The organism is Paraburkholderia phytofirmans OLGA172 (assembly GCF_001634365.1).
In the GTDB taxonomy this organism is placed as follows: Bacteria; Pseudomonadota; Gammaproteobacteria; order Burkholderiales; family Burkholderiaceae; genus Paraburkholderia.
Genome location: NZ_CP014578.1, coordinates 4,198,268 through 4,219,620 on the forward strand (window position 1 = coordinate 4,198,268; position 21,353 = coordinate 4,219,620).

The window sequence follows — 21,353 nt, forward strand, 5'->3', positions numbered from 1 at the left end:
CAGGATACGCCGCCAATTTTCGGTAATCAGGAGACTCACAGCAATGAGCGCGCCGCCTACTGCCGTTGTTCCCGAGAGAACCGCTGCCGTCATTGACACCGACCTGCCTTCGCGGCTCGACCGTTTGCCGTGGGGACGCTTTCACTCGCTGATCGTCGTTGCACTGGGTGTCACGTGGCTGCTGGACGGTCTTGAAGTGACGCTGGCGGGCGCGGTGGCAAGTGCGTTGAAGTCTAGTCCATCGCTGCACTTTACCAACGCCGACGTGGGCCTCGCCGGCAGCGCTTATATTGCCGGCGCCGTGCTCGGCGCGCTCGGCTTCGGCTGGCTGACCGACCGGCTCGGCCGTCGCAAGCTGTTCTTCATGACGCTCGCGTTGTACCTGGCCGCCACCGCGGCGACCGCTTTGTCGTGGAATCTCGCTAGTTTCCTGCTGTTTCGCTTTCTCACCGGCGCAGGCATCGGCGGCGAATATACGGCGATCAATTCGACCATTCAGGAGTTCACGCCCGCGCGGGTGCGCGGCTGGACCGATCTCGGCATCAACGGCACCTTCTGGGTCGGCGCGGGACTCGGCGCGGCGGGCTCGCTGATCCTGCTCGATCCGAATCTGCTGCCGGGCGACTGGGGCTGGCGCGCCTGTTTCTTCATTGGCGCGGTGCTGGCGCTGGGGATTCTGCCGATGCGCATCTGGGTGCCCGAAAGTCCGCGCTGGTTGCTGACGCATGGCGGCGAGCGCGATGCGCACGCGATCGTCGAGGGCATCGAAACGCGTTTTCGCGACGAAGGCCATGCACTCGCCGACGATGACCTCACGCGGCTAAAACTGCGGGCACGCGGACCTACGCCGCTACGCGAGGTGTTTCACACACTGTTCAACGTGCACCGACGGCGCGCGCTGGTCGGCCTGTCGTTGATGACCGCTCAGGCGTTCTTCTACAACGCGATCTTCTTTACCTACGCGCTGGTGCTGACCGATTTCTATCATGTGCCGGGCGACCATATCGGCTGGTATCTGTTGCCGTTCGCGCTCGGCAACTTCCTTGGACCGCTCGCGCTCGGCTGGCTCTTCGACGTAATCGGGCGACGCAAGATGATCGCTGTGACTTACGCTCTGTCCGGCATCCTGCTGACGCTAAGCGGCTACCTGTTCGAGCAGCAGATGCTCACCGTCGTGACGCAGACGATCGCCTGGATGGTGGTCTTCTTCTTCGCCTCCGCGGCAGCGAGTTCGGCGTATCTGACGGTCAGCGAATCGTTTCCGCTGGAAATCCGCGCGCTGGCGATCGCGGTGTTCTACGCGTTCGGCACAGCGCTGGGCGGCATCATCGGCCCGGCGTTCTTCGGCCGGCTGATCGACACGCATCAGCGCAGCGAAGTGTTTTTGGGCTATCTGGTCGGCTCGGGGCTGATGCTAGCCGCTGCGGTAATCGCCGCGATCTGGGGCATCGATGCGGAGCGCAAGTCGCTCGAGAATGTCGCCGCGCCGCTTTCGAGCGTCGCGGACGGCGTGCAATGAACCACGCGCCTTGAGCCTCGTGGGCTGCGGGGAACGAACCACGCGCCTTGTAGCGTCGCGGGCAATGCGGAATAAAAACGCACGGTCAGCACCGCGCGTTTTTATCACCACCAAGGCCGCAAGGCGCTCAGAACGCCTTCTTCCAGCCGCCGCCATAAGCGATGTCGGCAAGCGGCAAACGCTGACGCACCGACTTCTCGCGCTCGCGCAGCACCGGATCGAGCTTGTCGACTTCGCCGTAATGGCCGAGCGAAATGATGGCGATCACGTCGACATCATGCGGCAGCTTGAACGCCGCGCGGAACGCGTTCGGATCGAAGCCGCTCATCTGATGCGCGGCGAGACCGAGCGCATGCGCCTGCAGCACCAGCGCCATTGCCGCGGCACCCGCGTCGTACGGCGCGCAACGGTTCACTTCACCCTTGTTGGTGAGCGTATGCGTGGTCACCGCGATCAGCACCGGCGCCGGTGCATTCCAGCCCTGGTTGAACGGCACCAGTGTGGCGAAGGCCTGCTTGAACGAGACTTCATCGACACGGCGGTCGAATACGAGGAAACGCCACGGCTGCGCGTTATACGAAGACGGCGCCCAGCGTGCCGCCTCGAGCACCGAATGCAGATGCTCGCGGCTCACCGGCTCGCTCGAATACGCGCGCGGGCTCCAGCGACCTGCAATCAGCTCGTGAATGGCAACTGCGGTAGGGGCGGGTTTGTTGGTCATGCGCTTCTCTCGGTCGAAATTCATGATCGACGGGCGGCTGCCCGGGGTTTCATAGCATAACCGGGCTGAGCCGCTCGCGCTCCACCAAGTGCGCTTTAGTTTTCACGTCGGCTGCAATGGCAAACGGCCTCGTATGAGGCCGTTTGCGCTGCTTCGCTTCATTCACCGCGCGCAAGGGCGCAGCTTCATACCGCTTGCGGCTCCGGCACTTTAGCCTGCCGGTTGATCCGCAGCACGATCACGGCAGCACCCAGGCACAGCCCGCCAGAAATCATCGACGCCACCGTGTACGTGCCGAGACTCGCGCGCAGGATGCCCGCGCCGAGCGCCGCGAAGGCCGCGCCGAGCTGGTGGCCGGCGACCACCCAGCCGAACACGACCGGCGCCGCTTCCTCGCCGTAGACATCGGTCGCGAGACGCACAGTGGGTGGCACGGTGGCGATCCAGTCGAGTCCATAAAACAAGGCGAACAACGGCAGGCCGAAAAAATCGATGCCGAACGCGTGCGGCAGATACATCAGCGACAAACCGCGCAGACCGTAATACCAGAACAGCAACACGCGGCTATCGAAGCGGTCCGACAGCCAGCCCGACAGCGTCGTGCCGAACAGATCGAAGATGCCCATGGCGGCGAGCAAAGAGGCGCCCTGCACTTCGGTCATGCCGTAGTCGCCGCACATCGCGATCAGGTGCGTGCCGACGTAACCATTGGTGCTAGCGCCGCAAATAAAGAAGCTGAAGAACAACAGCCAGAAGTCACGGGTCTTGCTCGCCATGGCGAGCGTGCCGAAGGCGATGGCCAGCGGGTTTTGCTTCGTCACCGAGGTGGAGACCGGTGCATCGGCCGGTTCACCGAACGGGCGCAGTTGCATATCCGCGGGCCGCTCCGGGAGTAGAAACGCGACCAGTGGCAAGACGATCGCCGCCGCGCCCGCGACGACCCACACCACCTGGCGCCAGCCGTAATGCTCGGTGATGGCCGCGAGCATCGGCAGGAACACCAGTTGGCCGGTCGCCGAACTGGCGGTGAGAATCCCCATCACGAGGCCACGATGCGTGGTGAACCAGCGCGTCACAACGGTCGCCGACAACGACAGCGCCGCCACCCCGGTCGAGCCGCCCACCAACACGCCCCAAATCAGAACCATTTGCCACGGATGCGTCATCAGCGACGACAGCGCCACGCCCGCCGCCATCGTGCCGAGCGCGGCCAGCAAAGTTGGACGCACGCCAAAGCGCTGCATCGCCGCGGCCGCGAACGGCCCCATCAAGCCGTAGAGCGCGATGTTCACAGAGATGGCGAGCGAAATCGTCGCGCGGCTCCAGCCGAATTGATGCTCCAACGGCACCATCATCACGCTCGGCGTGGCGCGCGTTCCGGCCGCTGCCAGCAATACCAGAAACACCACCGCCACGGTCAACCAGGCGTAGTGGAAACGTCCGCCAATCAGTCTCGCCACCCAGTTCATCGGTTCTCCAATCGACACGCGCCCCACAGGGCGCGCCGCTCGCATTGCTACGACTTTGGTAAAGGATTTGTGACAGATCAGTCACAATGAGTATTGCGATATTAGTTACTGGTCGGTAACATGTCAAGGCGTCTATTCAATTCAGGTGGCATGCCATGTCCGACAGAGAAACCCTCAAACCAGCCGCGGCACGGCGAGCACGCGGCGCGCAGACGGCCGGCCCGGAGGCACAGCAGCATCTGTTGCGCGCCGCAGACGAACTGTTTTATCGCGAGGGTGTGCGGGCGGTCGGCGTCGACGCGGTGGTCGAGCGCGCGGGCGTGAACAAGATGAGCTTGTACCGCCAGTTTTCGTCGAAGGACGAACTGGTGATGGCGTATCTGGAGCGCAACGACGCGCAGTTTTTCAGCAACGTAGAGAAGAGCTTTGCGAAGCATCCAGGCGAGCCGGCAAAACAGCTTCAGCAATATTTCGACGACCTGACGGTGCGCGCATCGATTGACGACTACCGCGGCTGTCCTTTCGTGAATTTATCGGTTGAGTTTCCGGACCCGGCGCATCCGGTGCGGCAATTCGTGTTCCGCACCAAGGAACGGCTGATGGCCCGGCTTCTGGAACTGACGACCGCGGCGGACGCCGATGATCCCGTAGCGCTGGCCAACGGGCTGGCTTTGATGATCGAAGGCGTGTACGCGGCCAGCCAGACCTACGGCCCGGGCTGCGGGCCGATTCTTGCCGCACCGAAGGTCGCGGGCCAGTTGCTCGCCGCCGCATGCGGCGCGTCACCGGTGCGTTAAGGTTTTTGCCGTCCCCTTGCGGCCAGGCGCGGATCGGTGGCGTTCCGCGCCGTTAGAATGGCGCTTTCCCCCTTTTCGCTGCTTGCCATGTCGTCGCCTGCCGAATCTCACGATGCTGTTATCGCCGCCACTCGTCATTGGCTGACCGAGGCCGTGATTGGGCTCAATCTGTGCCCTTTTGCCAAGGCCGTGCATGTAAAGGGGCAGATTCGCTATGCCGTGAGCGACGCGGTGGATATGGAGGGGGTGTTAACCGATCTCGAAACCGAGATTCAGGCGCTCGTCGCGGCGAATCCTGAAGCGGTGGATACCACGCTTCTGGTTTTACCGCAGGCGCTCGGCGATTTTCTCGACTATAACGACTGCCTGTTTTTTGCCGAAAGGATGATCAAGCAACTTCGGCTGGAAGGCATTATTCAGATTGCCAGCTTTCACCCTCATTATCAGTTTGAAGGCAGTGAACCCGACGATATCGAGAATTATACGAATCGGGCGCCCTATCCTATTTTGCATCTGCTTCGCGAGGATAGTATTGAACGGGCGGTTCAGGCTTTTCCCGACGCGGAAGCCATTTATGAGCGGAATCAGGAGACCCTTCGGCGGATCGGTCTTAAAGGCTGGAACGATCTGATGAAAATGTAGTTCGCGCGGTGGCTATCAAAAAGCCACCGCCGCAGAACAGATCAGGCAGAGACAAAAAATCTTTCTTTCAGCTCTTCGATCCCGAGCGTTTCCATCACTTCGTTGAGCCTCTCGGCTGGCCGCCGCCTCGGCAGATCCTTGAACTGAGCAATGATCAGTTCATTCTTCATGGAATGCTCCCACCCGACTAACTCGGTCACGCTCACCTGATATCCATGTGCTTCCAGCTGCAAGCAGCGCAGCACGTTAGTAATCTGGCTTCCAAATTCCCGGGTATGCAGCGGATGCCGCCATATCTCGGTTAAGGCATTTCCCAGCGATTTACCCTTGTTTTGCCGTAGAACCCCCGCCACCTCAGCCTGGCAACACGGCACGACCACGATGTACTTCGCATGCTTTTCCAGAGCAAACCGAAGCGCGTCGTCAGTCGCGGTATTGCACGCATGCAGCGCCGTCACGATATCGATCTGCGCCGGCAAACGATCCGACGTAATCGATTCCGCCACCGACAAATTCAGGAACGACATCCCCTTGAAGCCCAGCCGGTCGGCCAGTTCCTCGGATTTCGTCACGAGATCCTCGCGCGTCTCGATGCCGTATATGTGCGACGCCCCACCAGCGGCGCCCTGAAACTCCTTGAAGAACAGGTCATACAGGATAAAACCTAGGTATGACTTGCCCGCGCCGTGATCGACGAGCGTCACCGCGCCCTGCTGGTCCTTGAGGTCTTTCAGCAGCGGCTCGATGAACTGGAACAGGTGGTAGACCTGCTTTAGCTTGCGGCGGCTGTCCTGGTTCAGCTTGCCGTCGCGCGTCAGGATATGGAGCTCCTTCAACAGCTCGACGGATTGGTTCGGACGGATTTCGTGGGTTTTGCTGGACATCGTGGGGGACCGCCATCGATTGCACCGCGAACGTGCGACAGATGACGGAAAAAAGGAAAAGTTGCTGCCAGTTTACCCAAAGCGCGGGCCGCTCACCTAAGGAGCCGCGTCGACCATGCGAGAAACGCCACAAACCTGGAACACTTCCTGCTCGAAAAGCGGTATGCGGAACGTTTCCGACGTGGCTTGAAAACATCTTGCGGGCCGGCTCAACGATGGCGTAAGCCGTGTCGCGCATAACAACAGGCTGTCGGCCGTGGCGTGGAGCACGTGAACCGAATGCATGTGGGGAAGACGGTCCCGGAACACGGACCGAACGTTACGTAACCGGCAGCGCGCCGCGATCTCAAACGGACGCGCGCCTGGATAATAGAAGAGGCTGCAATGGACACGGTACCCAACGGAAACGTCGAGCAGAAATTTCAGGAAATGCTCGCGAAGCTCACCGCCGCGCCCGCGTGGTCGGAAAAGCAGCAGCTCGAACTGGAGATGGCACGTGACATTTCCACCGAAATGCTGCGGCTGGCCGAAGTCATACGCGATGGCAGCATCGACATGGAAACGTGCCTGACGATGCTCAAGTACGCGAAAGTGCTCGACTTCGTGATGACGACGCTCGCTTCGCGTCGCGACATCAAACCGCAAACGCTGCGGGTCATTTTCAAGCTGGCCGGCCTGAAGGTGGATGAGGCTTACCCCAGCTAAGGACGTCCACGCAACGCCGCGACCCGTTCGAGCGGCTCGACGCAGCTCGAACTGATCAGCCGGCCTCCGTCCTCAGGGAGACGGAAAACAATCACGCGCGCGGCGCCTCAGCCGGCGGCGTGCCATCATGAAACAGCGTCTTGAGTTGCGAGCGCAGTTCCGGCGAGTCCGTATGTTTGTGCACCGTCACGGCATGTTGCACGGCCGCGTCGAGCAATTCGCTCTCGCTGTCGGCGGATAGGGCAACCGTGCAATTCATTTCGCTCGGAAACTCGCGACAGTCGATGTATTTGCGAGTCATGACAGTCTCCTTGATCAAACGTCAAAACATCCAGACAAACAGCAGGCGCGCAAACCACGCCGCCAGCCGCAACGCGGCAGCATTGGCAACGTCGGGCGAAATGAGAGCGGTGGGCTAGTTCGACGCGGGAAGGACGCGGACTGCGTCCGATGGAAGGTGTTTGAAAAGTATAGTTCGCGCGGGGGGATTGCAAAGAAACGAGCGCAAACTGGACGGATACGAAACCGCCCGAACCCAGCGTTTTTCAGCCGGCTGATCCCGCATGCGGCCGCCCGTTTGCCCTGCGCTGCCCACGGTGTGAAAATAGCGCCCTTCGCGCCGCCCGATCGTCAGATCAAACCGGCGCGCCGCCCCTCCGCTCATCCGCAGGACCGCATGTCATCCTCCTTCGATTCCGCCCGCGTCGCCGTGATCGGCGGCGGCCCCGCTGGCTTGATGGCCGCCGAGGCGCTCGCCCGGCACGGCGTACCGGTCGACGTCTACGACGCGATGCCATCAGTGGGCCGCAAATTCCTGATGGCAGGCAAAGGCGGCATGAACATCACGCATTCGGAACCGCTCGAAGCGTTTCTTGGCCGCTATGGCGCGCGCCGCGAACAGATCGCGCCATTACTCGACACGTTCGGTCCCGACGCCTTGCGAGCATGGTTGCATGGGCTGGGCGTTGAAACGTTCGTCGGCAGTTCGGGACGGGTTTTTCCGACCGATATGAAAGCGGCGCCGATGTTGCGTGCGTGGCTGCATCGGTTGAGAGAAGCCGGCGTGCGCTTTCACATGCGCCACAAGTGGACCGGCTGGGACAACGATGGCGACGGCACCGCCGCGCACACGTTGCGCTTCGCAACACCCGGCGGCGAGCAACGCGTGAGCTGCGAAGCCGTGGTGTTCGCACTCGGCGGCGCAAGCTGGCCGCGGCTTGGATCGGACGCCGCCTGGGTGCCGCTGCTGAGCGCGCGCGAGGTGCCGGTGGCGCCATTGCAGCCCGTGAACTGCGGCTTCGACGCGGACTGGAGCCCGTATCTGCGCGAGCGTTTCGCCGGTCAGCCGGTCAAATCCGTGGCCATCACACTCACCGGTGTAGACAATAAAGTCCACAATCGACAAGGTGAAGCACTTCTGACCGAAACAGGCCTCGAAGGGAGCCTGATTTACGCGCTTTCGGCTGTTATCCGGGAGCGGATTCTTGCCGACGGCGACGTCACCATTGCGCTGGATCTCGCGCCAGGCTTGACGTTGGAGCGTGTCGTGGCCGAGGTCACGCGACCGCGCGGCTCGCGTTCCATGTCGACTCACCTGCACGGCAGAATCGGTATTAGCGGCGTAAAACTGGCCTTGCTGCATGAAATTCTGTCGAAAGAAGCTTTCGCCGATGCGAACGGTCTTGCGCACGCGATCAAGGCGCTGCCGGTGCGGCTCATGCGCGCCCGGCCTATTGCAGAAGCGATCAGCACCGCTGGCGGCATTCCCTTTGAAGCGCTCGACAAGCATTTGATGATCGAGCGTCTGCCCGGTGCGTTCTGCGCGGGCGAAATGCTCGACTGGGAAGCGCCGACTGGCGGTTATCTGCTCACCGCCTGCTTCGCCAGCGGGCTGGCGGCCGGACGCGGCGCACTAGCTTATCTCGAGACGCGCGGCGCGCCGGCTTGACACGCCGAGCTTTAGCGGCGCCTTATTGCGCGCTGTTGCGCATCACTGCGTTCCATCGCGCGTCATCATTAGCGCGCCTTCAGACGCCACAACGACGTCACTTCAGCCACGCGCGCCGTATGCAGGGCGTCGGTTTCATCGGTCGACTTCGGGTGCCGCGGACGGATATCCTCGCGCCCCACCACCATCAGCCCAGCTTTTTCAATGGCGGCAAGCAGCCACTCGCGCGTACGCAAGCCGAGGTGCTCAGCAAAATCCGACATGATCAGCCAGCCTTCTCCGCCTGGCGACAAATGTTCCGCCAGGCCGTTCAGAAAACCGAGCAGCATACGGCTTTCCGAGTCATAGATTGCGTATTCGATCGGTGATGCGGGCCGCGCCGGCACCCACGGCGGATTGCAGACCACCAGCGGTGCGCGGCCTTCCGGAAACAGATCCGCCTGCACGACCTCGACTTGCTGATCGTAGCCAAGACGCGTGAGGTTTTCTCGCGCGCAGGCAAGCGCTCGCGGGTCCTGATCGGTCGCGACGATTTTCTTCACGCCGCGTTTGGCGAGCAGCGCGGCCAGCACGCCGGTGCCGGTGCCGATATCGAACGCCTTGTTCAACGACGGTAACGGCGTGCGCGCGACCAGATCCACATATTCGCCGCGCACCGGCGAAAACACGCCGTAGTGCGGATGGACGCGCTCGCCCAGCACGGGAATTTCCACGCCCTTCTTGCGCCACTCGTGCGCACCGATCAGCCCGAGCAATTCGCGCAGCGACACGACCGAGGCTTCGTCGGTCGACGGCCCATAGGTTTCGATGCAGGCCTGCTGCACTTCAGGCGCGCGGCGCAGCGGGATGCCGTAAGCGGCGTCGAGCGGGATCAGAATCATGCCGAGCGTGCGGGCACGTTGCGACTGTGCCTGGCGATGCAGGTTGAACGCGTCGAGCGGCGTTTCGCCCTGCTTGCGCGGCTTGCGCTCCAGCCGGCGCGTGACCGCCTGCAGCAGCTGGCGGGCGTTCTGAAAATCGCCGTTCCACAACAGAGCCGTCCCTTCGCATGCGAGGCGATAGGCTGAGTCGGCAGTAGTACGGTCGTCCGCGACGACGACGCGTTTGGGTGGCGGCACCGCGGCTTCGGAGCGCCAACGCGCAGTGCGGGGGCCGTCGGCTTCGGGCCAGGTGATGGTTGCGGGGCTGGTCATGATGAAGGTGGGGTCTGTGTTGCGGGAGTGACGCGGTGAAACGTCGCGTCGTCGGGGGGCGTTGCCCGCCGGAGTGAGTCTTTCGATGCCGACTGACGCCCGAATAGTACCTCTCCCGGCCGGGTTCGCGGGGCGCAATTCACTATCGTTGCGTGGTCCACGGGCCCGCTCCCGGCGTGCGCTGCGGCGATCAGGCGCAATTGACACGGACGGCGCTCAAAACTACGGTCTGATCGATATCGGACAACGGAGTGTTTATGATCAGCCTGACACCTGAAGATTTGCGCTACCACACCCTGACAAAGGGATTCAATCTGCGCTGGCCTGCCACCGACGCCCAGGCAGCCGCGCGCATCGAATTGTGCGAGAGCATGGAGGACGTCGCCACTGCGTTGCAACGCTGTGTCAACACGGGATCCCGGCCAACGATTCGCAGCGGCGGCCACTGCTACGAAGACTTCGTTTCGAACAATCCCGGCGGCACCGTGCTCGATCTGAGCCTCCTGAGCGGCGCGAGAGTTGACCGGGATGGGAGTTTTCGCATCGCCGCCGGCACACAAAACTGGAATGGTTATCAGGATCTGTATAAGCGCCACGGTGTCACGCTGCCCGGCGGCTCATGCTATTCGGTCGGCGCAGGCGGACACATCTCCGGCGGTGGCTACGGCTTGCTGTCGCGGCTGCACGGACTGACCGTCGACTGGTTGACGGGCGTGGATATCGTCACCGTCGATGCACATGGCGACGTCCTGCCACGCAGCGTCGACGCAAAGCGCGATCCGGATCTGTTCCGGGCATGCAGGGGCGCTGGTGGCGGCAACTTCGGCGTGGTGACCGAATACGCGTTTGCACAGCTGCCGCGCGCGCCTTCCGAGGTTGCCATCGCCAGCGTCGCGTTCGATTGGGCGGACATGAACGAGGCGCGCTTCACTGCCTTGTTGCGTGCGTACGGCGAATATTGGGAAACGCGAGGCACCCAACCGGACACGTGGGGCCTGTTCTCATTGCTCACGCTCACCCATCGCTCGGCCGGTCAGATCGTGCTGCTCAGCCAGTTTTGCAACCCGGACGGCACGTGCCGTGACCTCACGGTACTGAACGACTTCCTCGAGCGCTTTCAGGCGTGCGCTCCGGTGCCGATCACCGCCGCGCCGCCCAGCTACGGCACGGCGCACCCGTCGGGCGGACAGCGGTTGTGCTCCCAATCGCACAGCGTGACACGCTATGACTGGCTGACCGCGACGCAGATTCTGAACGGCTCCGGGCCTAACCAACGCGGCAAGTACAAGTCGGCTTATATGAAGCACAACTTCACGGCGCATGAGATCGCGCGCCTGTACACGTGCCTCACCCAAAACGTGGCGGGGCTTGATTTGAGCCAGTCGCTGGTTCAGGTGAATTCGTACGGCGGCGCCATCAACCGCGCCGAACTTGCCGGCACGACCGCTGTTGCACAGCGCGCCTCGATCATGAAACTGCAATATCAGACCTACTGGAGTTCGCCGCAAGACGACGCGGCTCATGTGCGCTGGCTTGGCGATCTGTATCGCGCCGTCTATTCGGCGCAGGACGGTATGGATCGGCGTTATGACGGCACGCCTTATCCGGGCGAGCACTACGAGGGCTGCTATATCAACTACCCCGACGCCGACATGCTCGGGTACCCGTTCTGGCCGCAACTGTATTACGGGGACGGAGGGCTCTATGCGTTTCTGCAAGACGTGAAACGCCGGTACGATCCGAACAACATTTTTCATCACGCGATGTCGATACGGCCGGGCTCCGCCCGGAGCGGATTGCCAGTGCACCTCACCGGCGTGCCAGGTGATCGCGGCGCGACGGATTCGTAGACAAAAATGTCCAACATCGACAAGGTGAAAGAGATCCGGGAAAATGGAGCGCCTTTCACTTCGCATGCGCACGCCGCCGACATGACGGCATGCGTTATGTGGAAACCGTCAAACCCTTGGCTAGCAAGCCGCGCGCGGCATTCCACGTCTCGGCCGCGGCCGTGCTAAAACAATTTTCGAACGCCGATTGCGCTTCAACGCATTGTCCGTCGTGGTGACGGACGTTTTCCGAACGTTTTCCGAATGTTTAACGCGCCCCGACCGTCGCCCGAAATAAAAAAACGGGTTTCTGAAAATTTCAGAAACCCGTTTTCGTACTACTGGTGCCGGCTGCAGGACTCGAACCCGCCACCTCATGATTACAAGTCAAGCGCTCTACCTGATGAGCTAAGCCGGCATGAGGCCGTGATTCTACTTCATTTCACGATCTTAAGGCGAGCCCTTCCGCCGCCTTTCGTTCCATCGTCGTCAGGCTGCGGGCTGTTGGTCGCGCTATCCGCCTTGGCGGAGGCGGCATCAGCAGTGGAAGACGACGTTTCGACCGCACGCGGCGCCACGCTGACGACGGGCGCAGCCGGCGGTTCGGTTTCGTCCGCCAGTTCCGCGTCGGCGCCTGAATCCTGCGCCTCGCCGCCTGCCGACTCGACAGGGAACGCCATGCCCTGCCCATTTTCGCGCGCGTAGATCGCGAGAATATTTGCGATCGGCACTTCGATCTTGTGCGACTTGCCGGAGAAGCGTGCGCTGAACTCGATCCATTCGTTGCCCATCTGCAACTGGCTGGTCGCCTCGAAGCTGATGTTCAACACGATCTCATTATCGCGCACGAACTGACGCGGCACGCGCGTCTGATTGTCGACCCGGACCGCAATATGCGGCGTGTAGCCATTATCCGTGCACCACTCGTACAGCGCGCGCAGCAGATAAGGCTTGGTGGAAGTCTCTTGCATCAACAGTCCTCTTACCGGGTTGGGGCGCACACGGAAAACCATCGAGACGCGGCGCCCTCACCCCAAAGCCAAACTCAACGACGCATCACCTTTTCCGAAGGCGTCAGCGCTTCAATATAAGCCGGGCGGCTGAAAATGCGCTCGGCGTACTTCATCAGCGGTGCAGCGTTCTTCGACAGCTCGATGCCGTAGTGATCCAGACGCCACAGCAACGGCGCAATCGCGACGTCCAGCATCGAGAACTCTTCGCCGAGCATGTACTTGTTCTTCAGGAAGATCGGTGCGAGCTGCGTGAGGCGATCGCGGATCGCGAGACGCGCCTTCTCGTGATTCTTCTCAGCGGCCTTGCCCTTTTCGTTTTCGAGCGTGCCGACGTGAACGAACAGTTCCTTTTCGAAGTTCAGCAGGAACAGACGGGCGCGGGCGCGCTGAACCGGATCGGCCGGCATCAGTTGCGGGTGCGGGAAGCGCTCGTCGATGTACTCGTTGATGATGTTCGATTCGTACAGAATCAGGTCCCGTTCCACGAGAATCGGCACCTGACCATACGGATTCATCACAGCGATGTCTTCCGGCTTGTTAAACAGGTCGACGTCGCGGATCTCGAAGTCCATGCCCTTTTCGAACAACACCAGCCGGCAGCGCTGGGAGAACGGGCAAGTTGTGCCGGAATACAGAACCATCATGTTTACGTTTCCTCAAAAAGCTGAAAGGCCAGCGCGCGGAAAAACCGTTCAACAGGTTTTTCCTGGCGCCGGCCCCACGCCGGGTGACGGCGTGATTATTTGATATGTTTCCAGTACGCGGCGTTCAGTCGCCAGGCGAAAAAGCTCAGAATGCCGAGGAAAAGCAGTACCCACACGCCAAGCTGTTTGCGGGTTTTCTGCGTCGGTTCGGACATCCATGACAGGTACGACACGAGGTCGGCCACAGCAGAATCATAATCTACCGGCGACATCGTCCCCGGCGTGACCTGTTGGTAGCCGACAAATTTGTGCACCGTTTCGCCTGTTTTTTCGTCGGTTTCGTCACCGAACTTCGCGGTACGTTGCCCCTGAAGCTGCCACAGCACGTGAGGCATGCTCACGTTTTCATACACCAGATTGTTCCAGCCGGTCGGCCGCGTATTGTCGCGATAGAAGCTGCGCAGATACGTGTACAGCCAGTCCTTGCCGCGCGCCCGCGCTTCCACCGACAAATCCGGCGGACTCGCGCCGAACCACGCTTTCGCGTCGTCCGGGCGCATCGCCACAGTCATGGTGTTGCCAACCTTATCTGTAGTGAACAACAGGTTCGCCTGAATTTCGCTCGGCTTGATGCCGAGGTCGGTCAGCCGGCTGTAGCGCATCAGACTCGCGCTGTGGCAATTCAGGCAGTAGTTTACAAACAATTGAGCGCCGTGCTGCAACGAAGCAAAATTCTCCGCGTTATCGGGCGCGCGGTCGAGAGGGAAATTCTCGTCCGCGTGCGCCGGTCCGGCCAGCACCGCGAGCAGTGTCGCGCCGATCAGCGCGCACGTCGAAAGCAGTTTTTTCATTTTGTGTTCTCCTGGCTCGCGATTAGTGGGGCTTGAACCGCACCCGCTCGGGCGGCTGCTTGAACGTGCCAAGCCGCGTCCAGACGGGCATACCGAGGAAAAACGCGAAGTAGATCAGCGCACACACCTGAGCAATCAACGTCGAGGCGGGCGACGGCGGTTTGGTGCCGAGGAAGCCCAACGTCAGGAAAGCGAGCACGAAGATCCCGTAGAACACCTTGTGAAAAAACGGCCGGTAACGGATCGACTTCACCGGCGAGCGGTCGAGCCACGGCAGGAAGAACAATGAGATCACCGCGCTGCCCATCACCACCACGCCCCAGAACTTCGATTCGGTGAACGCCATGGCCAGCACCACCAGCACCGCGAGCACCGGCAAGCCGAGCTTCCACTTGCCGCGTGCGCGCACCAGGGCAACGAGGCCGAGCAGCGCGACGATGATCATCAGCACGATCTTGAATGGATCGGTGGTGGCGCGCAGCATCGCATAGAACGCCGTGAAGTACCACACTGGCGCAATTTCCTGCGGCGTTTGCAACGAATTGGCGGGAATGAAGTTGTTTGCTTCAAGGAAGTACCCACCCATTTCCGGTGCGAAAAAAATGATCGCGGCGAAAATGATCAGAAACACCGAGACGCCCATGAAGTCGTGCACGGAGTAGTACGGGTGGAACGGAATGCCGTCGAGCGGAATGCCATCCGGGCCCTTCTTCGCCTTGATCTCGATGCCGTCGGGGTTGTTCGAACCCACTTCATGCAGCGCCACCAGGTGAGCAACCACCAGTCCGATCAGCACCAGCGGAATCGCGATCACGTGAAACGCGAAGAAGCGGTTCAGCGTCACGTCCGAGACGACGTAGTCGCCACGAATCCACAGCGACAGATCCGGCCCGATGAACGGAATTGCCGAGAACAGGTTCACGATCACCTGTGCGCCCCAGAACGACATCTGGCCCCACGGCAGCAGGTAGCCAAAGAACGCCTCAGCCATCAGGCACAGAAAGATCGCGCAGCCGAAGATCCACACCAGTTCGCGCGGCTTGCGGTACGAGCCGTACATCAGCCCGCGGAACATGTGCAGATACACGACGACGAAGAACATCGACGCGCCCGTGGAGTGCATATACCGGATCAGCCAGCCCCACGGCACCTCGCGCATGATGTACTCGACCGACGAGAACGCGAGCGTCGCGTCGGGCTTGTAGTTCATCGTGAGGAAGATGCCGGTGACGATCTGATTGACCAGCACCAGCAGCGCGAGCGAACCGAAGAAGTACCAGAAGTTGAAGTTCTTCGGCGCGTAGTACTCGGAAACGTGCTTTTTCCAAGTGGACGTCATGGGAAAACGGCGGTCGATCCAGCCGGCCAGACCGGTCGTCTCTACTTCGTGTTCGATCGCCATTACGCTTCTCCTTTCTCGTCCTTGCCGATCACGAGGCCGGTGGCCGACGTGAACATGTAGGGCGGGATGTCGAGGTTCTGCGGCGCAGGTTTGTTCTTGAAGACGCGGCCGGCCATGTCATAGGTCGAGCCGTGGCAAGGGCACAGGAAGCCGCCTGGCCAGTCGTCGGGAAGATTGGGCTGCGCGCCCTCCTGGAAGCGCGGCGTCGGCGTACAGCCCAGATGGGTGCACACGGCGACGGCGACGAAAAGGTTCTTGTGGTCGGTGCGCGAACGGAATTCGTTGTTGCAGTACTCCGGCAACGGCATCGAAAAGGGATTCGTGGTGTGGGGATCCGCTACTTCGTTATCGGCTTTCTGGACGTCAGCGAGCATTCTGTCGGTGCGGTTGATGATCCACACCGGCTTACCGCGCCAAGCGACGGTCTTCATGTCGCCGGGCTTGAGATCACTGATATCGACTTCGACCGGGGCGCCTGCCGCCTTGGCCTTTTCAGATGGTGCAAACGAACTAACAAAGGGTACGACAGTGGCAACGCCTCCTATGCCACCTGCTACGGTCGTCGCTATCAGCCAGGTACGGCGGCCGCCGTCGACGCGTTCATCTTCCTTGTCTCGCATTACACGCCCCACTTCTGAGTTGGATTTTTCCTTCACGTCGCTTCTACCGCCGCTAGTTTGCTCGAATGGAGTCGGCATTTACAAGGCCCGATTGCCAAAAACCGTGCGAAGCCCTTGATAAGTCAGGGTTTCTCCGTACGGATCGCAAACTTTTTCGCACCTCCTTTTAAGCACCCTCTACGTTATTCGTGCCTTTTTCTTATCTAATGCCAAGTTTCAATTCAAACGGGATTCGGGATATCGATATACAGGTGTTCGATATCGAACTGCTCGGACAGATGTTTGCCCACCGCCTGCACGCCGAAGCGCTCCGTGGCGTGGTGGCCGGCCGCGAGGAACGCCACCCCGCTTTCCGCCGAGGTATGCATCACCGACTCCGACACTTCGCCGGTCAGGTAGACGTCGGCGCCCGCGTTGATTGCGGCGTCGAACATGCCTTGCGCGGCGCCCGTGCACCAGCCCACGCGGCGCAGTTCGCGATCCGGGTCGCCGAACACGAGCGGCGTGCGGCCGAGCGTGTGCTCGACTTGCGCGGTGAAGTGCGCGAGCGTGATCGGCATCGGGAACGTGGCGAGCCAGCCGAGATCGTTCTCGCCGAAGCGCGCGTCGCTGATCCAGCCCATCTTCTGGCCGATCTGCGCGTTGTTGCCGAACTCGGGATGGTCGTCGAGCGGCAGGTGATAGGCGAACAGGTTCAGGTCGTTGGCGATCAGCAGCTTCAGCCGCGCGTGTTTGCGGCCGGTGATCTGCGGCGCCTCGTTGCGCCAGAAGTAGCCGTGATGGACCAGCACCGCGTCCGCGCCCCAGTCGAGCGCGGCCTCGAGGAAGGCCACTGAAGCCGTCACACCGGTCGCGAGCTTATTGATCTTGCGGCGCCCTTCGACCTGCAATCCGTTGGGGCAATAGTCCTTGAAGCGCGCGGTTTCAAGGAGATTGTTCAAGTACAATTCAAGTTCGATCCGATCCATATAAACCTCTAGTCTTCAGATGCTTAGACGCTTTTGGCTGTTCTTTGCCCAAGCGGTGACTGTGCTGTTGGCGCTGATGTTCATCATTGCGACCCTCAAACCGCAGTGGCTCCAGCGTCAAGGGCAATTCGGCAAGCAGCTCGCCGAACCGATCGTCGCCCTTAGGGAAGTAGCGCCAGGCATCGGCACTGGCCCAGCACAGGCGTCCTATGCAGACGCCGCGCAAAAGGCCATGCCCGCGGTCGTCAATGTGTTCTCCAGCAAGGATGGCTCACTGCCGCCCGATCCGCGCGCGAAAGATCCGTTGTTCCGTTACTTCTTTGGCGACAAGAACAAAGGCAAGCAGCAGGAGCAACCCGCGTCGAATCTCGGCTCGGGGGTGATAGTGAGTTCGGAAGGTTACATTCTAACGAACCAGCACGTCGTGGACGGGGCCGATCAGATCGAAATCGCGCTCGCCGACGGCCGCACCACCAATGCCAAGGTGATCGGCGTCGATCCCGAGACCGACCTGGCCGTGCTGAAGGTCAACATGACCAACCTGCCCACCATCACGCTCGGCCGCATGGACCAGACACGCGTGGGCGACGTGGTGCTGGCAATCGGTAATCCGTTCGGCGTCGGCCAGACAGTGACCATGGGCATTGTCAGCGCGCTCGGGCGCAATCACCTCGGTATCAACACCTTCGAAAACTTCATTCAGACCGACGCGGCCATCAACCCCGGCAACTCCGGCGGCGCTCTGGTCGACGTGAACGGCAATCTCCTGGGGATCAATACCGCCATCTATTCGCGCTCGGGCGGCTCGCTCGGCATCGGCTTTGCGATTCCTGTCTCGACCGCGCGCAGCGTGCTGGAGAGCATCATCACGACGGGCTCGGTCACGCGCGGCTGGATCGGCGTGGAGCCGCAGGACGTGACGCCGGAAATCGCCGAATCGTTTGGGCTTGAGCAGAAGTCGGGCGCGATTGTCGCAGGCGTCCTGAAGAACGGACCGGCCGACCGTGCGGGCATCAAGCCCGGCGACATCCTCGTGAGCGTGAATGGCCAGGAGATCACCGACACCACGCGTCTGTTGAATGTCATCGCGCAGATCAAGCCGGGCACGGCTGCGAAGGTTCATCTGGTGCGCAAGAGCCACGAGATGGATCTGGAGGTGACGATCGGCAAGCGCCCGCCTCCACCGAAGCAACCGGCCGAGGACAACGGCGGCGGCGATCAGCAGGACGACGACGGCGGTTGAGACGCGATAGATAACGGCCAGTGGTGGTGCATCGCAAAACAAAAAGGGCAGTCCGTGATGGACTGCCCTTTTTGTTTGTCTCTCTGTGCTGCCGTTCAACCCGGCGGACTGTCGTCCGCAATCACAGGTTTCTGCTTGCCAACAATCAACCGCGCCGCGATGATGCCCGCCTCGTACAGCACGATCAGCGGAATCGCCAGAATCAGCTGCGAGAACACGTCCGGCGGCGTCACCACAGCCGAAATCACGAACGCGCCCACGATCACATACGGACGGATCTCCCTGAGCTTCTTGATGGTCAGCACGTTCATGCGGACCAGCAGCACCACGACAATCGGCACTTCGAACGTCACGCCGAACGCGAGGAACATGGTCAGCACGAAGCTCAGGTAGTTGTCGATATCGGTGTTCATCTCCGCGCCCAGCGGCGCGTTGTAGTGCGCCATCACGCGGAAGATGGTCGGAAACACCACGAAGTACGCGAACGCCATGCCGCACAGGAACAGCGTGTAGCTGCTGCCCACCAGCGGCCCGACCAGCTTCTTCTCATGCTGGTACAAACCCGGCGCGACGAACGCCCAGATCTGGTACAGCACGACCGGCAGCGCGATCACGAAGGCGACCATCATGGTCACCTTCATCGGCACGAAGAACGAGCCGGTGACGTCGGTGACGATCATCTTGCCGTCCTTCGGCAGATTCTGCATCAAGGGCCGCGCCAGCAGCCGGAAGATGTCCGGCGCCCAATATACGAGCCCGACAAACACCACGATGACGGCAAGGCCGGCGCGGATGATACGGTCGCGCAATTCAACGAGGTGGGAAATGAAGGTCTCTTCAGTGCCTTCGTCCTGGGTTTGCTGGGGGTCGCTCACACCGGCCCTCGGTTAGAGATTGTCGTTCTGATCATCAGAAGAACCGCGTCGGACGACGCATGGAGGCCGGCGTATGCCGCGCCACGCGCGCCGCACCCGACTGCACGCGCGTGCGGCGCGTGGTGGCGCGCTTGTACCAGGTGGGCATGGCGGTCTGCTTGACGCGCCAGTTCTTGCGTTTGGGGCCTGCCGGTGGCGTGCTGGTCTGCCACGGCGAATTGCTGACATCCTCAAGCGCGCCGCCGGCAATGCTCGGCGACACCGACGTGCCGCTATTCCACGCGTCGTTCAGCTCGGCTTCATGCTTGCGCAGATTCTCCTGAACGCTGGTTTCGACGTTGCTCGCCGCCGCTTCGAACTCGGTTTTCATGCGACGCAATTCGTCGAGTTCGATTTCGCGGGTGACCTCGGCCTTCACGTCGTTGATATACCGCTGCGCGCGGCCGAACAGCGCGCCGGCCGTGCGGGCGACGCGAGGCAGGCGCTCAGGCCCGAGTACGACCAGCGCGACGACGCCGATCAGCGCCATCTTGGTTAGACCGAGGTCCAGCATGAAGTGAAGTGTCCGTCAGTAACGCGGTTGGGCCGCGGCTTAGCGGTAATCGCCGGAACGTGGCGTCTTTTCCTTCGCATCCACATCTACCGTGCCATTGCGCGGCAGTTCGCGCTGCTGCGCTTCACCTGGAGGCGTTTCGGCTTCCTTCATGCCTTCCTTGAAGCCCTTCACCGCGCCACCCAGATCGGTGCCGATATTGCGCAGCTTCTTCGTGCCGAACACGAGCGCCACGATCAGCAACACGATCAGCCAATGCCAAATGCTCAACGAACCCATGACTACTCTCCTTAACCCCGACACCGCACTGTGATGCGGCAATAGTCTTGCGCCTTACGGCGTGAATCGAAGCGCGTACGCTCCATCTATACGTTACCGCGAACTGTTCCGGTTCAACCCGCGACACGGTGTGCCATTCTGACCTGACGAGCGCGTGGACGTCGTTACAGTGCAGCCAAAACTACGGCCCCACTATTGTCTGCGACCAAAACTCGCCGCGCGCCTCGCAGCCCGCGGTTGTTTGTGAGCCTGCTCTGTGAGCGCGTTCGTCAGCGCATTCGTCAGCCCATTCGCTGCCACGGACGCGGCCCTGCGAGGATGTGTGCGTGCAGGTGATATACCTCTTGCCCGCCGCCCGGCCCCGTATTGATGACCGTGCGAAAACCGCTGTCGCCACCGGTGTACGCCACGCCCAGCTGCTCGGCCAGACGCGCTACCAGAACAAGCATTCTACCAAGCAGCGGAGCCTCGCTTTCGGTGCAATTCGACAGCGTGGCGACGTGCTTGCGAGGAATCACCAGCACATGCGTTTCCGCTGCCGGGCGGATGTCGCGGAAGGCAACAAACTCTTCGTCTTCATGGACTTTAGTCGACGGAATCTCGCCGGCGGCGATCTTGCAGAAAAGGCAGTTCGGGTCGTGACTCATCGTATTCCTGACACAATATGGCTAGAGCGCAAAACGTGGCGCGGCACGGTTCGTGTCCCGCCCGACCATAACCGGACTCGACTCAAAACCAGCCACGCGGATTCGCAAGCGGCTTGTTATCGTACAGATACAGCCAACCCTTGATAATACGGTACAACATCCAGATGCTGACGGCCCACAAAACCGGAATGCCGATCACCACGAACAGCAGCACGCCGCCGATCGCATAACCCAGCAAGGCCATCCAGAACGAGCGGATCTGCCACTCGAAATGCGCTTCATATGGCGTTCCCACCACATCGGGCCGCTTCACATAGTTGATGATGATCGCGATCAGAATCGTCAGACCACCCGTCAGCCAATGGACCGCATATAGCGCGTACAGCACATGCGTGAGCGTGCGCAGACTGCGTTCGCGCTCGGGTTCGATCGCGTTGCGGTAGACCGGCGGCGGATAATTGCCTTGCGACTGTTCCATGCTTGCGTCCTCCCGAGGATGCGATCCTATGCGTTCAGTGCAATGTGGGTGCCGACGTTCGCCACTTCAAGAC

The 21,353-nt window shown here is 61.3% G+C and carries 23 protein-coding genes and 1 tRNA gene; 7 read left to right on the top strand and 17 right to left on the bottom strand.

What is annotated here, in order from left to right:
- Positions 1-43: 43 nt before the first annotated feature.
- Entirely contained in the window at positions 44-1,519 is a 1,476-nt protein-coding gene (locus tag AYM40_RS18445; protein ID WP_063497478.1) for an MFS transporter, read from the top strand.
- 127 nt (positions 1,520-1,646) lie between these two features.
- Here AYM40_RS18445 and AYM40_RS18450 read toward each other — a convergent pair whose 3' ends face one another.
- Together AYM40_RS18450 and AYM40_RS18455 are read right to left on the bottom strand one after the other, a co-directional pair.
- Entirely contained in the window at positions 1,647-2,240 is a 594-nt protein-coding gene (locus AYM40_RS18450; RefSeq protein ID WP_181448383.1) for a nitroreductase family protein, read from the bottom strand.
- A 185-nt stretch (positions 2,241-2,425) separates the two neighbouring features.
- On the bottom strand, positions 2,426-3,709 hold the full coding sequence (locus tag AYM40_RS18455; RefSeq protein ID WP_063497480.1) for an MFS transporter: 1,284 nt from the start codon (positions 3,707-3,709) through the stop codon (positions 2,426-2,428).
- A 155-nt stretch (positions 3,710-3,864) separates the two neighbouring features.
- Between AYM40_RS18455 and AYM40_RS18460 the strand changes: the two genes are divergently transcribed.
- A complete protein-coding gene (locus AYM40_RS18460; protein WP_063497481.1) occupies positions 3,865-4,506 on the top strand; it encodes a TetR/AcrR family transcriptional regulator in 642 nt (213 codons plus the stop codon).
- Between the two features lie 87 nt (positions 4,507-4,593).
- Positions 4,594-5,148, top strand: coding sequence for a DUF1415 domain-containing protein (locus tag AYM40_RS18465; protein ID WP_063498099.1), 555 nt, complete (start codon positions 4,594-4,596; stop codon positions 5,146-5,148).
- A 41-nt stretch (positions 5,149-5,189) separates the two neighbouring features.
- Here the strand turns inward: AYM40_RS18465 and AYM40_RS18470 are convergent, their stop codons facing one another.
- Positions 5,190-6,032 carry a class I SAM-dependent methyltransferase gene (locus AYM40_RS18470; RefSeq protein ID WP_063497482.1) on the bottom strand — a complete coding sequence of 281 codons (843 nt, stop codon included), beginning with the start codon at positions 6,030-6,032 and terminating at the stop codon, positions 5,190-5,192.
- 384 nt (positions 6,033-6,416) lie between these two features.
- Between AYM40_RS18470 and AYM40_RS18475 the strand changes: the two genes are divergently transcribed.
- Positions 6,417-6,737 (top strand): hypothetical protein, encoded by a 321-nt coding sequence (locus AYM40_RS18475; RefSeq protein ID WP_063497483.1) that lies wholly within the window; start codon positions 6,417-6,419, stop codon positions 6,735-6,737.
- Positions 6,738-6,828: 91 nt separating this feature from the next.
- On the opposite strand, the gene AYM40_RS18480 is transcribed toward AYM40_RS18475, so the two are convergent.
- Positions 6,829-7,038 carry a DUF1059 domain-containing protein gene (locus tag AYM40_RS18480; RefSeq protein WP_063497484.1) on the bottom strand — a complete coding sequence of 70 codons (210 nt, stop codon included), beginning with the start codon at positions 7,036-7,038 and terminating at the stop codon, positions 6,829-6,831.
- A gap of 375 nt (positions 7,039-7,413) precedes the next feature.
- Between AYM40_RS18480 and AYM40_RS18485 the strand changes: the two genes are divergently transcribed.
- Positions 7,414-8,685 carry a TIGR03862 family flavoprotein gene (locus tag AYM40_RS18485; RefSeq protein WP_063497485.1) on the top strand — a complete coding sequence of 424 codons (1,272 nt, stop codon included), beginning with the start codon at positions 7,414-7,416 and terminating at the stop codon, positions 8,683-8,685.
- 68 nt (positions 8,686-8,753) lie between these two features.
- On the opposite strand, the gene AYM40_RS18490 is transcribed toward AYM40_RS18485, so the two are convergent.
- Positions 8,754-9,878: a methyltransferase gene (locus AYM40_RS18490; protein WP_063497486.1), complete on the bottom strand. Its 1,125-nt coding sequence runs from the start codon at positions 9,876-9,878 to the stop codon at positions 8,754-8,756.
- A 257-nt stretch (positions 9,879-10,135) separates the two neighbouring features.
- Here AYM40_RS18490 and AYM40_RS18495 point away from each other — a divergent pair, with 257 nt between their 5' ends.
- Positions 10,136-11,728: an FAD-binding oxidoreductase gene (locus tag AYM40_RS18495; RefSeq protein WP_082855125.1), complete on the top strand. Its 1,593-nt coding sequence runs from the start codon at positions 10,136-10,138 to the stop codon at positions 11,726-11,728.
- Positions 11,729-12,049: 321 nt separating this feature from the next.
- Here AYM40_RS18495 and AYM40_RS18500 read toward each other — a convergent pair.
- From AYM40_RS18500 to AYM40_RS18530, 7 genes are all read right to left on the bottom strand, one after another.
- Positions 12,050-12,125 (bottom strand) — tRNA-Thr (locus tag AYM40_RS18500).
- A gap of 19 nt (positions 12,126-12,144) precedes the next feature.
- Positions 12,145-12,678, bottom strand: a complete 534-nt coding sequence (locus AYM40_RS18505; RefSeq protein WP_063497487.1) for a ClpXP protease specificity-enhancing factor — start codon at positions 12,676-12,678, stop codon at positions 12,145-12,147.
- Between the two features lie 74 nt (positions 12,679-12,752).
- Positions 12,753-13,364: a glutathione S-transferase N-terminal domain-containing protein gene (locus AYM40_RS18510; protein WP_006052302.1), complete on the bottom strand. Its 612-nt coding sequence runs from the start codon at positions 13,362-13,364 to the stop codon at positions 12,753-12,755.
- A 95-nt stretch (positions 13,365-13,459) separates the two neighbouring features.
- Positions 13,460-14,215, bottom strand: coding sequence for a cytochrome c1 (locus tag AYM40_RS18515; protein WP_063497488.1), 756 nt, complete (start codon positions 14,213-14,215; stop codon positions 13,460-13,462).
- Positions 14,216-14,237: 22 nt separating this feature from the next.
- Positions 14,238-15,617, bottom strand: coding sequence for a cytochrome b (locus AYM40_RS18520; protein WP_063497489.1), 1,380 nt, complete (start codon positions 15,615-15,617; stop codon positions 14,238-14,240).
- Positions 15,617-16,237: a ubiquinol-cytochrome c reductase iron-sulfur subunit gene (gene petA, locus AYM40_RS18525; RefSeq protein ID WP_063497490.1), complete on the bottom strand. Its 621-nt coding sequence runs from the start codon at positions 16,235-16,237 to the stop codon at positions 15,617-15,619. Before petA ends, AYM40_RS18520 begins: the two co-directional genes overlap by 1 nt.
- 221 nt (positions 16,238-16,458) lie before the next feature.
- Positions 16,459-17,205: a Nif3-like dinuclear metal center hexameric protein gene (locus AYM40_RS18530; protein ID WP_063497491.1), complete on the bottom strand. Its 747-nt coding sequence runs from the start codon at positions 17,203-17,205 to the stop codon at positions 16,459-16,461.
- Between the two features lie 19 nt (positions 17,206-17,224).
- On the opposite strand from AYM40_RS18530, the gene AYM40_RS18535 reads away from it, so the two are divergent.
- Entirely contained in the window at positions 17,225-18,448 is a 1,224-nt protein-coding gene (locus tag AYM40_RS18535; protein ID WP_054036636.1) for a Do family serine endopeptidase, read from the top strand.
- A gap of 95 nt (positions 18,449-18,543) precedes the next feature.
- Here AYM40_RS18535 and tatC read toward each other — a convergent pair whose 3' ends face one another.
- From tatC to AYM40_RS18560, 5 genes are all read right to left on the bottom strand, one after another.
- Positions 18,544-19,323 (bottom strand): twin-arginine translocase subunit TatC, encoded by a 780-nt coding sequence (gene tatC / locus AYM40_RS18540; RefSeq protein WP_063497492.1) that lies wholly within the window; start codon positions 19,321-19,323, stop codon positions 18,544-18,546.
- 34 nt (positions 19,324-19,357) lie between these two features.
- Positions 19,358-19,876, bottom strand: coding sequence for a Sec-independent protein translocase protein TatB (gene tatB, locus AYM40_RS18545; RefSeq protein ID WP_063497493.1), 519 nt, complete (start codon positions 19,874-19,876; stop codon positions 19,358-19,360).
- Positions 19,877-19,915: 39 nt separating this feature from the next.
- Entirely contained in the window at positions 19,916-20,155 is a 240-nt protein-coding gene (gene tatA, locus AYM40_RS18550) for a Sec-independent protein translocase subunit TatA (protein WP_063497494.1), read from the bottom strand.
- A gap of 281 nt (positions 20,156-20,436) precedes the next feature.
- Positions 20,437-20,802: a histidine triad nucleotide-binding protein gene (locus tag AYM40_RS18555; RefSeq protein ID WP_063497495.1), complete on the bottom strand. Its 366-nt coding sequence runs from the start codon at positions 20,800-20,802 to the stop codon at positions 20,437-20,439.
- Positions 20,803-20,884: 82 nt separating this feature from the next.
- On the bottom strand, positions 20,885-21,280 hold the full coding sequence (locus tag AYM40_RS18560) for a DUF4870 family protein (protein WP_063497496.1): 396 nt from the start codon (positions 21,278-21,280) through the stop codon (positions 20,885-20,887).
- Between the last annotated feature and the right edge of the window lie 73 nt (positions 21,281-21,353).

Coding starts and splice junctions, on each gene's coding strand:
- AYM40_RS18445 (WP_063497478.1), top strand. CDS start 44: ATGAGCGCGCCGCCTACTGCCGTTGTTCCCGAGAGAACCGCTGCCGTC.
- AYM40_RS18450 (WP_181448383.1), bottom strand. CDS start 2,240: ATGACCAACAAACCCGCCCCTACCGCAGTTGCCATTCACGAGCTGATT.
- AYM40_RS18455 (WP_063497480.1), bottom strand. CDS start 3,709: ATGAACTGGGTGGCGAGACTGATTGGCGGACGTTTCCACTACGCCTGG.
- AYM40_RS18460 (WP_063497481.1), top strand. CDS start 3,865: ATGTCCGACAGAGAAACCCTCAAACCAGCCGCGGCACGGCGAGCACGC.
- AYM40_RS18465 (WP_063498099.1), top strand. CDS start 4,594: ATGTCGTCGCCTGCCGAATCTCACGATGCTGTTATCGCCGCCACTCGT.
- AYM40_RS18470 (WP_063497482.1), bottom strand. CDS start 6,032: ATGTCCAGCAAAACCCACGAAATCCGTCCGAACCAATCCGTCGAGCTG.
- AYM40_RS18475 (WP_063497483.1), top strand. CDS start 6,417: ATGGACACGGTACCCAACGGAAACGTCGAGCAGAAATTTCAGGAAATG.
- AYM40_RS18480 (WP_063497484.1), bottom strand. CDS start 7,038: ATGACTCGCAAATACATCGACTGTCGCGAGTTTCCGAGCGAAATGAAT.
- AYM40_RS18485 (WP_063497485.1), top strand. CDS start 7,414: ATGTCATCCTCCTTCGATTCCGCCCGCGTCGCCGTGATCGGCGGCGGC.
- AYM40_RS18490 (WP_063497486.1), bottom strand. CDS start 9,878: ATGACCAGCCCCGCAACCATCACCTGGCCCGAAGCCGACGGCCCCCGC.
- AYM40_RS18495 (WP_082855125.1), top strand. CDS start 10,136: ATGATCAGCCTGACACCTGAAGATTTGCGCTACCACACCCTGACAAAG.
- AYM40_RS18505 (WP_063497487.1), bottom strand. CDS start 12,678: ATGCAAGAGACTTCCACCAAGCCTTATCTGCTGCGCGCGCTGTACGAG.
- AYM40_RS18510 (WP_006052302.1), bottom strand. CDS start 13,364: ATGATGGTTCTGTATTCCGGCACAACTTGCCCGTTCTCCCAGCGCTGC.
- AYM40_RS18515 (WP_063497488.1), bottom strand. CDS start 14,215: ATGAAAAAACTGCTTTCGACGTGCGCGCTGATCGGCGCGACACTGCTC.
- AYM40_RS18520 (WP_063497489.1), bottom strand. CDS start 15,617: ATGGCGATCGAACACGAAGTAGAGACGACCGGTCTGGCCGGCTGGATC.
- petA (WP_063497490.1), bottom strand. CDS start 16,237: ATGCGAGACAAGGAAGATGAACGCGTCGACGGCGGCCGCCGTACCTGG.
- AYM40_RS18530 (WP_063497491.1), bottom strand. CDS start 17,205: ATGGATCGGATCGAACTTGAATTGTACTTGAACAATCTCCTTGAAACC.
- AYM40_RS18535 (WP_054036636.1), top strand. CDS start 17,225: ATGCTTAGACGCTTTTGGCTGTTCTTTGCCCAAGCGGTGACTGTGCTG.
- tatB (WP_063497493.1), bottom strand. CDS start 19,876: ATGCTGGACCTCGGTCTAACCAAGATGGCGCTGATCGGCGTCGTCGCG.
- tatA (WP_063497494.1), bottom strand. CDS start 20,155: ATGGGTTCGTTGAGCATTTGGCATTGGCTGATCGTGTTGCTGATCGTG.
- AYM40_RS18555 (WP_063497495.1), bottom strand. CDS start 20,802: ATGAGTCACGACCCGAACTGCCTTTTCTGCAAGATCGCCGCCGGCGAG.
- AYM40_RS18560 (WP_063497496.1), bottom strand. CDS start 21,280: ATGGAACAGTCGCAAGGCAATTATCCGCCGCCGGTCTACCGCAACGCG.